The sequence below is a fragment of the [Clostridium] polysaccharolyticum genome, from assembly GCF_900111595.1.
Lineage (GTDB): Bacteria > Bacillota > Clostridia > Lachnospirales > Lachnospiraceae > Clostridium_AI > Clostridium_AI polysaccharolyticum.
The window spans coordinates 43,942-57,947 of record NZ_FOHN01000006.1 but is presented as its reverse complement, the minus strand read 5'-3'; the positions used below and the strand labels follow the sequence as shown (position 1 = coordinate 57,947).

Annotated in this window: 14 protein-coding genes; all 14 read left to right on the top strand. The window is 34.1% G+C overall.

What is annotated here, in order from left to right:
* The first annotated feature begins 726 nt into the window (after positions 1-726).
* On the top strand, positions 727-918 hold the full coding sequence (locus BMY85_RS16035) for an ATP-binding cassette domain-containing protein (RefSeq protein ID WP_177180651.1): 192 nt from the start codon (positions 727-729) through the stop codon (positions 916-918).
* The gene (locus tag BMY85_RS16030) at positions 915-1,355 is read left to right on the top strand and encodes an ATP-binding cassette domain-containing protein (protein WP_330387221.1); all 441 of its coding nucleotides are present in this window, start codon (positions 915-917) and stop codon (positions 1,353-1,355) included. Before BMY85_RS16035 ends, BMY85_RS16030 begins: the two co-directional genes overlap by 4 nt.
* A 6-nt stretch (positions 1,356-1,361) precedes the next feature.
* The gene (locus tag BMY85_RS05390) at positions 1,362-2,069 is read left to right on the top strand and encodes a hypothetical protein (RefSeq protein WP_092477247.1); all 708 of its coding nucleotides are present in this window, start codon (positions 1,362-1,364) and stop codon (positions 2,067-2,069) included.
* On the top strand, positions 2,059-2,514 hold the full coding sequence (locus BMY85_RS05385; protein ID WP_092477246.1) for a radical SAM protein: 456 nt from the start codon (positions 2,059-2,061) through the stop codon (positions 2,512-2,514). Before BMY85_RS05390 ends, BMY85_RS05385 begins: the two co-directional genes overlap by 11 nt.
* Positions 2,507-2,761, top strand: a complete 255-nt coding sequence (locus tag BMY85_RS05380) for a hypothetical protein (RefSeq protein ID WP_092477245.1) — start codon at positions 2,507-2,509, stop codon at positions 2,759-2,761. Before BMY85_RS05385 ends, BMY85_RS05380 begins: the two co-directional genes overlap by 8 nt.
* Before the next feature lie 136 nt (positions 2,762-2,897).
* Positions 2,898-3,656 (top strand): CRISPR-associated endoribonuclease Cas6, encoded by a 759-nt coding sequence (gene cas6, locus BMY85_RS05375; RefSeq protein WP_092477244.1) that lies wholly within the window; start codon positions 2,898-2,900, stop codon positions 3,654-3,656.
* Positions 3,653-5,341 carry a hypothetical protein gene (locus BMY85_RS05370; RefSeq protein ID WP_092477243.1) on the top strand — a complete coding sequence of 563 codons (1,689 nt, stop codon included), beginning with the start codon at positions 3,653-3,655 and terminating at the stop codon, positions 5,339-5,341. The genes cas6 and BMY85_RS05370 overlap by 4 nt, the downstream gene beginning before the upstream one ends.
* Entirely contained in the window at positions 5,334-6,983 is a 1,650-nt protein-coding gene (locus BMY85_RS05365) for a Cas10/Cmr2 second palm domain-containing protein (protein WP_092477242.1), read from the top strand. Before BMY85_RS05370 ends, BMY85_RS05365 begins: the two co-directional genes overlap by 8 nt.
* 1 nt (position 6,984) lies before the next feature.
* Positions 6,985-9,192 carry an RAMP superfamily CRISPR-associated protein gene (locus BMY85_RS05360; RefSeq protein ID WP_092477241.1) on the top strand — a complete coding sequence of 736 codons (2,208 nt, stop codon included), beginning with the start codon at positions 6,985-6,987 and terminating at the stop codon, positions 9,190-9,192.
* 3 nt (positions 9,193-9,195) lie between these two features.
* Positions 9,196-10,524: an RAMP superfamily CRISPR-associated protein gene (locus BMY85_RS05355; RefSeq protein WP_092477240.1), complete on the top strand. Its 1,329-nt coding sequence runs from the start codon at positions 9,196-9,198 to the stop codon at positions 10,522-10,524.
* Positions 10,514-10,885: a hypothetical protein gene (locus tag BMY85_RS05350; protein ID WP_092477239.1), complete on the top strand. Its 372-nt coding sequence runs from the start codon at positions 10,514-10,516 to the stop codon at positions 10,883-10,885. Before BMY85_RS05355 ends, BMY85_RS05350 begins: the two co-directional genes overlap by 11 nt.
* 4 nt (positions 10,886-10,889) lie before the next feature.
* Positions 10,890-12,878 (top strand): TIGR03986 family type III CRISPR-associated RAMP protein, encoded by a 1,989-nt coding sequence (locus tag BMY85_RS05345; protein ID WP_092477238.1) that lies wholly within the window; start codon positions 10,890-10,892, stop codon positions 12,876-12,878.
* Positions 12,879-12,992: 114 nt separating this feature from the next.
* Positions 12,993-13,184: a hypothetical protein gene (locus BMY85_RS05340; protein ID WP_092477237.1), complete on the top strand. Its 192-nt coding sequence runs from the start codon at positions 12,993-12,995 to the stop codon at positions 13,182-13,184.
* Positions 13,169-13,399, top strand: a complete 231-nt coding sequence (locus BMY85_RS05335; protein WP_092477236.1) for a hypothetical protein — start codon at positions 13,169-13,171, stop codon at positions 13,397-13,399. The genes BMY85_RS05340 and BMY85_RS05335 overlap by 16 nt, the downstream gene beginning before the upstream one ends.
* Positions 13,400-14,006: the final 607 nt, after the last annotated feature.

Here is a 14,006-nt window from a genome sequence, read left to right as displayed (position 1 = left end):
AGTTAAGCAATATAAATCCCCGTGAGGGGACGGAAACTGGCTTGTCTTCGCCATATTCACTCTTCTTTTTCGTGTTAAGTAATGCAGATCCCCGTGAGACCAGCTAGTAATAGTCAAGTATTATTTGAATTTTTTTAGAGAAAATCTATAGAATATCATCACAAAAAAACTGCCATTAAAAACCAGAACTTTGATAGAATGAGATAGGAGCGGATTAATGATGAAAACATTGAATCCAGCTTCCTTTAGGTGACAGAAGAATTATGCAGGGGCTTAAAAAGTTTGGAGATAACATTTCTTTAGCAAGAACATTTCAGAATTTCATAAAGTTAAGCAAGACACTCCACCAAAACGATACACACACCACTCTATTGGCAGACAAAACATTTCTATACATTAATAAATGTAATTCTCAATAAAGAACAAATTCTATATTTGCCCATTCCGAAATAAAATATCTTGAACATAAACGATGATTATGATAGGATACATTACGATGGTTAAAAAAATAAACTATTATAATAAAGAGAAATGTGCAAAGAGGATGAAAAAATGAGAATTACAGATTTTTAGGAATTAAATAATGGAAAAAAAAGTAATATGGAAGAAAAATTAGCTAAATTAAAATTAGAAGATATACAAAGCAGCTGGTATTTTATATTTGCCAAACAGAAAGTAGTATTAGGAAGCAAAGGCTGATCAGAAAATATAAGGAAGGGGAAAAGATTGGAATTATTAAATTATAGTTTAAAAGTCGGGGACAGACAGCTTCTGCATGACGTAAACCTTAAGTTTGGCAAGCAGCAGATTCATCACGTATTAGGTGCAAATGGAGCAGGAAAATCATGTTTTGCCAAGTCCTGCGTGGGCATGCTGCCTTACGACGGACAGATACGGAAGAAAGATGAGCAGCACTGATTGGAAGCAGCAGTAATGTTCCTGGTGAGTTTTCGCTAAAAGATATCTTAAAAGAGCTGCGTAAGAAATTTGAGCAGTCCGAAATCAATAAGCTATACGATTTGCTGAAAATGGATACAATATCAGATAAACTTCCACTGGCTAAGATGAGCGACGGACAAAAGCAGAAAATAAAACTTCTATGTTTTTTGGCATCCAAGCCCAAGATCATTATTTTAGACGAATTTACCACTGCTTTAGATAAGGGCAGTTCGCTAGATCTGTATGCATTTTTAAATGAATATAGAAAGAACAATGAGGTTACAATTCTCAATATTACACATAATCTGTCCGATCTGGAACACATGCCAGGAAAATATTATTACATATCGGATTGTGAAATGAAAGAAGTGGATTCTAAGGAAACGGCTATTGAGAAATATATAAAAGGGGAATAGGGTGGAATGGAATTAAGAAAAAATGTGAAAAACAGATTCTTGTTATTTTGCTTGATTACAGTAGCAGTCTGTTTTGTGCTGGGATATATACTGCTTGCAAGTCTGGATAAAATCACTCATCCAGCCATAGAAGAATTGTTTAATAGCATTTTTACAGTATATACAGAGTTCGGAATGCTGATTTTTCCAGTGCTGACAATTCAAATGTTTTCAAATGATTACAAGAATAAGAACATACTCTTTTACAAACTGCTAGGTTATGGCTGGCTTCAGTTTTTTGTCAGCAAGGCAGTGGTAAGCCTGCTGTTTTTAGGAGCAGCAACCTATATCGGAATTCTTGCTGTCAGTATAATATATGGAAAGTTTTCCTATATGGGAATCATGATGTTTTACTTTACAGGGGTGCTGATTTACCAGGTATTTTTAACGAGCCTTTGGGGCTTTCTATTTAAAAATATAATTGCAGCTTACGTGGTAAACTTTGCCTATTGGCTATTTACAATAGTTGCATCTACGGCAACGGATAAGCTGGATTGGTTCGCTTACTATGACGCCAGCAATAAGGTTTATCAGAATTTTATGGAATATCTGAAATGTAATGACCGTTCTTATCTGCAGATTAGTGGAAGCTTGATTTACTCCGCAGGGCTAATTGCCAGTGTTCTGGTAATCGTGTTTGTGTTCAGAAAAAGGTGGGGCAGGAATGGAATTTGATTCGTGCGGTATTTTATTGACCGAGAATTGTAACGCAAGATGTAAAATGTGTTGTGATTCAAGAGGGATGGTAAGAGGAAAGACTCTTTCACAAGAGGAGCTAGACCAGATATTACAGAATATTAAGGAATGTGGAACTATTACTTTGGTTGGGGTGACTGGTGGTGAGCCTATGCTCTATCCCGAATTAGTGGAACATATTTTAAATTATGACTTTGGACGGCCTATGAGATTCACAATCAAAACCAATGGATTTTGGGGAAAAGATACAGCTAAAGCGAGAAAATTTCTGGAAAAGTACAAGGAAAAATGGAAGAAAATCAAGTATCCACTTCAAGTTACGTCACCTTTATTTACCCATCTTTTTTGTGGATACTTCTTACAGTTACCTGCTGCCAAAGAGCAAAAAAGTAATGGTTCACTTGGCGGGGGGACTTGTGAATAGTCTGTTCGTGCTGGTGATTCTTATAGCAGTTCCTAAACAGATACCCTATCTTTATTTGTTAGTTAGCAATATACTGATTAATTTTGTGCCAATCGTAAAGGGCGATGGATATTATGCCCTTGCATCACTATGGAATAAATTTCATCTGAAAAAGACGCAAAAAGCAGTATTTAAGGAAGATCTGGCGAGAGGCACAATCATGTTTGCCGTGCTGGAATTTCTGGCAATGGCTTTCAATGGAAAATGAGCTGATAGAGAGCATATGGAGATTAGGGATGATTGATTTTGATTCCTGTAAGGAAAGATTCTGTATTGTAAATACAGGCACAAATATGGTAAAATGTAAAAGTCAGTATGTATCAGATTAGAAAGCAGGTGTTTTTTTGCTTAGCAGATTACAGATAAATCTTGAAAAACCAAAACAAAGTAAGATAAATGTAAATATTTCATCTCTGCTTCAAGGCGTATTAATGGAACAAATAAGTTACGAATACGCCACAGAGCTTCATAATGGCGGGCGGCAGCCGTACAGCCATTTCGTTCAGATAAATCAGGAGGAAATCATCTGGACAATCCAGACCCTAAATCAGAGAGCATTTGATCAGATCCTTGTTCCGATGCTTAGCAGCCAAGTGCAGACAATCTATCTTCGGCACAAAGACCTGGAACTTAACATTTTAGATAAAAAGTTAGAGCAGACCACCTACGATCAGCTCAGAAAAGACCGGTACTTCACCGACGGAAGCCGTAATCAGAAAATTCAGTTTCTGTCCCCCACTGCCTTTAAAAGCCAAGGGGAATATATTTTCTACCCATCCGTGCATTTTCTATTTCAAAGTCTTATGATGAAATACGATGCCTGTTCGGATGATGCAGGCCTATTCGGCCAAGATATCATGGAACACTTTGAACAGAATATTAAAATCGTGAGGTACAAGCTTAGGAGTTATAGCTTTCAGCTGGAAGGAACGAAGATTCCAGCTTTTTTGGGGGAGATTGACATTAGGATTAATGGGGCACAGGCATTGGTAAACCTGGCGGATTATTTGCTGGCGTTTGGACAGTATTCAGGCGTTGGGATTAAGTGTGGAATTGGGATGGGAGGAATTCGGGTTGGAGAAGATAGGAGAAAAGAATCGTGAAGAAGGCAAAGAAGAGAATATGTGTTATAGTAACTTGTATAAGTAAATTTACATGTATAGATTTTAAGGAGTATCAGAGTGATATAGGAGATGACAAAATCAGTGCAATATTGACTAACGAGGCAGGTACTCAATATTTATTTGGAAAAATTGTAAATTCGTATAGGGAAGCACAGGAGGAGATTAAAGTTGTTCTTGTTTTGCTTGAATCTGAAGAAGTAAAAAAATATGAAAGACCTAAACAAAATAGCAATGAAGAGAAAGAAAAAAAGATAGAGTTGCTAAAAGCGTGTCTGGAGCAATATGCTAAAAAAGAGGAGACGAACTATGTGGGCAAATTAAATTGGATTGAAAAAGAGATGAAGTTAAATGAAGTAATGTATTATATTAAACGAATGAGATATGAATGGGAAAAAATTCAATATAAAAATGATAATATCAAAATAGATTCTAAAGTAATACATATACCTATGGACGAAGAAGATAAAGATAAATGTGAAGGTCTTTTTATGGAGCGCATTCATGAACTACAAAAGGAATGTGATGAACTTGAAATTTACATGGACGAAACTGGGGGACCAAGGGATATTAATTATATATTTGCATTGTTAATTAGAATGTTAGAGTATTCAGATATTAAATGCAAAGATATTGTATACAGTAATATTAATAATATTTCCAATAAGATTAGTTCTGTTTTGTCTAAGCATCAATATGTAGATATTGTAACTGGAATGGATGAATTTGTGAAGTATGGGAAAATCGAGATGTTACGTACTCAGTTTGCAAATTTAGGTATTAGTCAGGATAGCGAGGGAGAGAGACTGCTTAAAGCAATGCAAGCATATTCAGAACAACTGACATTGTGTAATGTAAGTGGATTTCAACATGCGAATGAGAATCTGAAAACTGCTGTCAAAAAATTTATGGATCATAAAAAAGAAGAATATATTCTTAATTTGTTACTTATGGATTTGCAAAAGAAAATTGCATTAAATAATGAAAGAGATAGATTGCCTTTTTTGCTGAAAAGATGTTGGGAGAATGATATGGTTCAACAAGGTATTACTATATATAGTGAAATGGTTCCAAGTTATTTAATCGCCACATTAAAAGTTTTACAAATACAGAATATTTACAAAAAGAAAAATTGTAAGAACGATAAAAGGAGAATGGAAACACTTTTACATGGAATGGAGATTCCAGATTGTTGGAAAAGTGTAAGAATTGAGAATAAAGAAGTAAATATCAATTCTGCTTTTGGTTGTGATGTAAAAGAAATTGTGAGAGAAAAATACAATGCTGGTATAGAGCTAGAGTGGTATAATGGTTATCAAAAACTTTTTACTCAATTAATAGAGAATGATGAAATGAAATTTGGCAAATATACAAGCGCAGAGTATGTACTGAGTAATTTGGATAAGTTTAAGAAGCAAATAGTATTTGCAAATGAAAAAAAGGATGGTGTCATAAAAGTTATAAAGGATTATCTAGAAATGCGTGAGCTAAGAAATAAGATAAATCATGCGTCAGATATTGAGGAATTAACAGAGGAGCAAGAAAAAAATTACATAAAAAATTATTTCCGCTTGCCAGCATTTCAATCTGACCATATAACTTATGAATCTGTAAAGATAAGCCTAAAAGAAGCCATAGATAACTTGGAGGAATTAAAAAATGAATAATCAAGATAATATGCAACAACTCTTAAATGTTCCAGTATTAGCTATGTATGATGTTCGAGGAATTCAAGATTATATTTTTCGTACAAATCGAGTAAAAGAAATCGTTGGCGCTTCTTATATTGTTGAGGATATTATTCAAGAAACACTAACTGAAGCAGCCAAAGAATTAGAAATCTCTATTGAAAAAGAATGGGAAGACAAGAATACAGAATCGTTCTTGTCTGGAAATACAAAAGTAGAAGTACTATTTATAGGTGGTGGGAATGCATATGTTTTATACAAAACTGGAGAAACTTGCGTTAAGATAAACAAAGTAATGTCAAGAAAAATATTAGAGAAAACATATTCTCTTCAATTGGTAGTTGCTGTTGTTAAAGCGAATTTGGACAAGAATACATATAAAGAAGACTATGATAAATTACGTGGCAGGTTAGATCAGATTAAGGCGGAGATGCCAATAGCGAGAACATTAGGTGCTTTGCCAATAGCTAAGATAGATCCTCTTACAGGATATCCTTTAATCGAACAAGATATTTTTTCAACCGAAGATATGAGTCAAGAAACATTTCTGAAGTTAAGCAAATATCTGGATGAGCGGTATAAAGAAAAAAAAATTGCAGAAGCAGAAGGCAAAAAAATTGTTCGACAATTTGATCAATTCATCACAGAACATGGAGAAGAAAGCATATTAGCCATTGTACATATAGATGGAAATGATATGGGAAATCGCATTGGAACATTATTAGCGAAGCATAACAATACTTATGAGGAAGCTGTTCAAACAATGAGAACCATTTCTAGAAATATTAATAATACTTTTAAGGCAGAAGTCTTCGAGAACATGAAGGCAAAGTTTGAAAATTGGGTTACAAAGTATAACGAAGAACCATTTATAAAGGGAGGAACTTATTTAAGGAAAATAATAGTGGCAGGAGATGACATAACATTTGTATGCAATGCGAGAGTCGCATTACCATTAGTAAAGTACTTTGCTGAACATGTTTCAAAATACAATATGTTTGAGGAATATGATGCTAATGCGGACAAGACAGATTACGGATTCAGTATATGTGCAGGGATTGCTTATATTAATAGTCATTTCCCATTTCATTTAGGCTATAAAGTTGCAGAAGCTTGTTGTGATGAGGCAAAAAGAGTAGCTAAAATGCCAGAGAATGCTGAACATGGAAGAATAGGAAACTGGGTTGATTTTCAGATTTGTCGTAATGTGCAGATGGTAGATTTAGAGGAAGCAAGAGATAAAAACTATAGTATTGGCAATAATGTGAAGCTGTTACAAAGACCATATCATATTTCTGTGAATTCGGATGATGATGTCAGTGAGAAAAGATATAATGAGTTGAGTAAATTAATTAAGCAGATAGAGGTTTTAAGGGAGTATCCACGGTCGAAAGCTATGTTGCTTAGAAATACATATCCAAAAGGAAAAGAAGCAATAGAAGCATTGTTTACTTTTTTGCAATCTAGAGATAAGGAAAACATTTTGTCAGGTATTATGCTAGATGGTCATTCTTGTGAACTATTTGAAGAAGATGAGAATGGTTGTTTTAAGGCTGTTTGTTATGATGCTTTAGAGTTGATTGAATTTTACCAAGATGTTCAATTTGAGGGGGAAGAGTAACGTGAGTTATATTTTAATAGAATTAAAAAGTGACACTTGTGTCAGTTCAGGAGAAATCTATAATTGTTTAGTGGATTCCGACATTTGCTATGATAAATATGGCTTACCATATATTCCGGCTAAGAGAATGAAAGGATGTTTAAGAGAATCAGCAGAAGAATTAAGAGACTGGGGATATGAGATTGAAATAGATGAAATATTCGGTGAGCCTGGAAGTCATAATGCTATGTTACGAATTTCAAATGCAAATCTTTGTAAATCTGATATAAATGCAGATTATGAAGACTATCTGATTGATATTAAAGCCTATCGGAATGCAAATTATATAACAACGCAAAGTGTATTAGAACAGTTTGCCTACATGCGTACACAGACTCAAATATGTAACAAGTCAGGGGTAGCTAAGAGAAATACGTTAAGGAGCATTCGTGTTCTGAAAAGGGGGTTAACATTTCGGGCAAATGTAAGTTTTTCCTGTAATAATGAAATAGTAAAAGATTATATAAAGCAATTAGAGGATTGCTGCAAAGCCTTAAAAACTATGGGATTGAATCGAACTAGAGGAATGGGCGAGGTTGAAGTTTCGTTTCATTTCGAAGAAGAGATAGAACAAAGCCAAACAACTTTAAAAACAGCATATCACAGACCATTGCCGGATGGAGAAAGAGAAAAACTTCAATATGTCATCACACTTAAATCTCCGTTATTAACAAGAAGTATTTCAGCGGGACAAGATGTAACTGAAAATTATATTGAGGGAGCGAAAGTATTAGGCTTCTTAGTTCATCATGTAGGTATGGGATTTGAAGAATTTATGAATTTAGGGGAACTGATTTGTTCTAACGCCTATATTTACAATAACGGTATAAGATATTTACCAGCTTCTGCAGCATTATATTCTTTGAAAAATAACTCAGGGTCTATTCGGGATCGTGTCGTTGATGACAGTATACAGGAAGAATATAAGAAAAATTTAAGGGGTAAAATTGAACAGTTGAAATCACTAAAAGATATTTATGTAAGTTCAAATGAAATGAATGAAATACATACAATGGAAGTATGTACAGAGATTCGTTATCATCATTCAAGGCCAGAAGATAAGTCAATTGGTCGTGCAAATGCAAAAATGTATGATCTGGACTCTAATTCAAATATGGGGAGTATTGGAGCTGGGGAATTCTATCAATTAGAAAGCCTGTCAGAGGGGCAGCAATTTTCTGGATATGTAATTGGAACACCAGCACAAATTGAGCTTATAGAGAAAGCTATAAGAAGACATAGTAAAACACGAATGGGATATAATCGTTCCAGTGAGTATGGAGAAGTGGAATTTGAACTTGTTTCTGCACAAGAAGAAAAGAAAGACAGTATAATGTGTAAGCAATTTGTTCTGAAATTGGAATCTCCTTTGATCCAATACAGTGATGATGGAGCCTATACTACAGAGTCTTTTGCAATAATTGAAGCGTTAAAAAAGATTTTGAATGTAGAAACACTCAAGATAAATAAGGAATTTGTAAAGTTCAAAACATTGTGTGGATACAATACAACTTGGAAAATGAGAAAGCCTGTAATATATGCATTTGACAAAGGAACTACTTTTGTAATTGAAGCTGATTGTGAAATAGATTTATCTTTGTTTTCTGACATTTGGCTTGGAGAACGAGTAAATGAAGGATACGGAGAGATCTCGGTTTATCCTATTGGAAGCAGTTATGAAAAAGTAAAGGTCAATGATTTAAAAGTAAAGGTGCAGAATGAAGTTGGTGTATCAAAGTATAAAACAAATTTGATACCGAATATTGCGAATAAATTAGAGGTGGAATATATTTCTGGTATAGCTAGGAAGAAAGCACAAGAATATCGAAATAAGTGTAAACGAGTAGATGTTTTAAAACCAGTTGTACATGCTTTGTGGAGCAAGTTAATCGAGCTTAGTAAACATGGAAAAGAAAGAATTCTTGAGGATACGAAAGAGTTATTAGATAAGAAATCTGAAAAGAAGGCTAATTCAAGACGAGCAGCTCAAAAAGATACTATCAGCAATGAAATATTACAAGATGCATTTATGGAAGAAATACTACAGAATAATATTTATGAAGCTGCTAATTTGACCAAAAAAGAGATTCGGTATGAATATTATTTAGCATATTTTGAAGAATTGAAATATCTCTTGCGTATAGATGAAATCAGGAAAGGCGGTAATTAAGAAATGGGTGAGAACCGCAAAATAGTAAAAAGAATAGCGATTGGTGTTAAAATTCAGACAAGTTCTCCGTTGTGTGTGTCTAGTGGCTGGGATGAAATTACGGATAACGATTTGCAACGTGATTTTTATGGAAAGGTATTTGTTCCAGGAACTTCATTAGCAGGTGCTATGCGCGCATACTTAGAGAAACCCGAAAGCCTATTTGGGTTTGCAAAAGAGATGGAAGGTAAAATGAGTTCTGTATCTTTTTCTGATCTAACATTTGCAGAGAATGAACACTTAAAAATGTCTGAGAGAGATGGTGTTGCATTAGTACAGAAAGTTGCTAAATCAGGGGCTAAATATGATATAGAAATTATTGAACCTGGTGCGTATGGTGCTTTTCAAATGTTGCTTTCAATAAGAGAACAAGATGAAGAAGAACAATGGTTAGATGCAATAAAGAAGATATTCTTTGGAATTAATGAAGGGGAGATCCGTTTTGGTTCAAAGAAGAATAGGGGATTTGGAAAGATTAAAATAGAAAGTATATATTATAAGCAATTTACTAGCGATAATGTTGATGAATGGGTTGCGTACAATTCTGAGAAAAATTTATATTTTAAAGAAAATAAACAAGAAAAATCAGAATGGATGAAAAGTGATGAGAGCCATTTTGTTAAATTAAAGGTATCTTTAAATTTAATAGGCGGTATAAGTATTCGAAAGTATGCAATAAGTGGAGATGCTGATTTTGAACATATAAGATCAAAAAAAGTTCCTGTTATTCCTGGTACAAGCTGGATGGGGGCAATTAGACAAAGAGTAACTCATATCGCAACTCAGTTAATTGGTGATGAAAGCAAGGCAATGCAGATAATTCACCAATGGTTTGGATATGTAGCAGAATCACAAGATGGTAAGAACCCAGATGCAAGACAGTCTTCAATCATAATACGAGAAAGTGTGATTAAGGGTGGTACAGAACTGAAAATAACAAGAAATAGAATCAATCGATTTGACAATTCTACAATTGATGGTGCACTCTATACAGAATTAGGTCATTTTACAGGAGATACAAAATTAATAATTTTAGTACGTAAGGAAAATGACTATGGAGATTATAGAACAATAATTGGTTTGTTGCTCCTTGCTATTAAAGATTTGGAGAACGGTTATCTGGCATTGGGAGGACAGACATCTGTTGGACGGGGAATATTTAAGCAGGGTTCAGATGGTATTGCAATTGCGGAAAATGGAACACAAACTTATGAGCAATTAGGTAACGATAAGTGTTTGGAATACATAAATGAATTGAAAGCATATGTTAGGGGGATAAAAAATGTTAATTAATTTTGATAAAGCTCCAAAGGAAGGGGTGGTTTTAGCTTATTTTAGAAATTGTGTAAAATTCCAAATTTATAAAGACAATCAGCTTGAGAAAGATGGAAAAATTTTAGGAGAAGATAAGGAAGAACTTTTGGAACTGCATATGTTTGATGAAAATATGGAATTTCGGGCAGTAAAATCAAGAAGTCAGAAGAAATATATTCCTAATGATGTATTGTATAACGATAATCAAGATAAGATTGAAGAAGTAATTTTATTAGAGCAAAAGACACCTGGAAAAATACGTGTTGTGAATTATCTTAGCTATGACGAGTATGGAATGGCTAAGATTGCAGGATATCAGCTTAGATGGATAAGGGAGTGAAGGTATGTGTGATGAAATAAATTATAAGGTAATAAATCCATATCATTTTATTCCGCTGAGGAAGAAACGTTGTTATGAAGAAAAGAACGAAGATTTAATTACCGGAAAAATGACAATTGAATTAAAAACGGAAACTCCATTGTTTATTCCTAATATTACATCTGAAAGAAAAATTAATTGTTCCAAGAATGGAAAAGAACTGGATAAAAAGGAACATTTGCAATATGAATTTTTCTCGTATCATCAATATGAGTCTGAAGAAGAGGAAAAATCAAAAGAGACAGAAGCATATGAGCCAGTAATACCAGGAAGTGAAATAAGGGGAATGATTCGTAGCATATATGAAGCATTTACATGTTCATGTATGTCTGCAATTGATTTAGATAAACCACTATATAAGAGAACAAGTGATTATTATCGATATGGCATACTTGAGAATAATGATGGGGTACTTAAGCTGTATAAATTAGACATGGTGAAAGATGTGGTTATGGTTGGCAAAAAATATGCGAATGATCTAGAAGAATGCCAATATGTAACTTATAGATATAAAATGAAGAAATATGGGCCACATACTAGAAAATTTGTAAATGAATCATTAGGAATCATTACAGAAGAGGATATCAAAAAATCGGGAGAAAATTGTGGAATTCTTTTTAAAGGGGAAGAAGGTTTCAAAAAGGAATGGTTTAAGGTATTTAATGCTTCCAATTTAGGAGATGCTGTAATTGAGATGGAATTATCAGATGATAGAATAAAATCTTTTGAACATGTATTACAGACATACCAAGATGATAGGATAAACAAATTGTATAATGATAAAAAAGGATGGTACAAAGAATATTCGAAATGCTGGCAGAGCCTAAAAAAAGGCGAAAGAAAATATATTCCAGTCTATTTTTCTGAAACTCCATTATGTGATGAAGATCAAAAGAAAGTGATTTATTTATCTCCAGCTTGTATAACAAAAGAAAGCTATTATACAACATTGGAAAGTTTGCTGAAGCAGGTCGGGGCTGAACCTTGTAAATCGGGTAAGGATATATGCCCTGCGTGTCAGTTATTTGGCATGGCTGGTGAAGATTCCATATCATCAAAATTGAGATTTTCAGATGCACGTGTAGAATATAACGGTAATGTAAAGGATTATATGTATGAGAATTTTGTAACACTAGAAGAATTAGCACAACCAAAGATATCTGCAACGGAAATGTATTTGCAACGTCCAGTAGGTGCAAAATTCTGGACATATGATTATTATGTACAAGACAAAAAGATAAAAGCATATACGAAAGCAAATCCAGTAAAGATCATGGGACGAAAATTCTATTGGCATCATCCATTTGTTGCAACGAAGCCAGATAAGACAAAGCGTAATAAATCAGTTAGATTGCTTAAGAAAGGGGTAAAATTTACTGAAGATATTTATTTTGATGGAATAACAAGAGAACAACTTGAACAACTCTATTTTCTATTGAATATAAGTAATAGAAAGTCAGAATCAGAGTCTCTGCATTGCTATAAATTGGGTAGCGGAAAGCCATTAGGTCTTGGTAGTATATCTGTTACGGTTTTAGATGTTGTTGAAAGAAAATTTGATTTAGATAGTGAACTGATATTTAAGGAAGAACATTGTGATGTTCTAGAAAAAAGCTATGAAGACAATGGTTTTGATGTTACTTTAAAGAAGGAATTTGAGTTGGTAACGGATTTTAATGTTACGGATGGGAATAAGGTTTCATATCCATTAACGGAGAAACAATATGAAAAGCGTTTTGGGGGGCAAGATGGTATCGTAAAACCGATTGAGGAAGGTTTTAAGTGGTTTTCTGAGAATAAAGGTGGAAAGTTAAATCAAAGAAATTTGATTTTAATAAAAGAAAATCTGAAACCACTTGTAAATGTAAGTCAGATAGATGATGTTGCCTTGAGTTGCTGGAAGGAAACAAAACCCTCACCTAATAATGGAAATGGAGGTAGAAGAAGGAGATAGTATATGCAAAAACACTTTATCGCAGTTCTAGGCACCAGCTGCTACAACACCCGTAATTACAAATTTGCAGCTCAAACAGTCGCCACTAGTTTCGTTTAAGAAGCTCTGCTAGCGATGCTAGGATTTGGACAAGGTGACAAAGTAACCATTTGGCTAACGGATTTTGCAAGGAAAGAAAACTGGGAAGATGGTACATACCAAAGTAATGATATCTCTGCCTTACAGTGGTTTGCCTCTGAAGGGGAGATATTATCGTCTGAAGGTGATAAGAAAGAAGGATTACATTCTATTTGTATGAGAAAATAGAAGACAGAGCAGCTGTATTTTATAAGAAATCCAATTTTGAAATCGGAATGGCAATGGTAGAATGGCCTGTTGCAAATGGCATGCTACAGCAAGGTTTTACTGCTCTTTTTGAAACTATAAAAACTTTCTTATGTAATCAATGTGAAATGAATGAACATAAGTATGAGTGCCGTGATTTAGTGGTGGCAAGAGTTCTGCATGTTGTGGGACTGTAACTTGGCTATGAAAGTAGCAGTTGTTTCTGTAGAGTAGAGGAAACAGGTGTTAGAGGGTGACACCCAATATCAGGGTTTCATAAAATCTTTTGAAGCTGGTGCATTAGCAGAGAAAATAAAGGCTATTTGGAAAAAGGAATTCAGCTTGCTTATGAACTGCCACGAAGTTTGGCAATTCTGTATGGGAAGATAGGGATTTTGGTAATGACAGGAACCATTTTGGTTTTAAGAAACAGCCAATGAAGTCAGATACGTTACAAAACAGCTGAAAAAATATTATGAAGAATTTTGCTGTATGTCGAGGGAGACTGTAACCAGATTAAATTTAAATGAGAAAGTAATGGAAAAGGTATTGCAAAAATCAGCTAGACTAGGTAGAATAATTATAGAAGTATCTATGAGTTTAGTTATTTAAAGAATGGAATAATATAACATTTTTGCTCCGTATATGATTATATATGGGTTTGAGACTGTTTTAGGGGTATAAAAGCAGTTTAGAAAAGTGAAAAAAGATTTTGCGCCGTAAACCGTCTTCAGAGCCCAGTAATAGCAAGGGTTTCAGAGGACGGGGTTAATTGATGTAAATCCCCGCAAGGGGACGGAAACA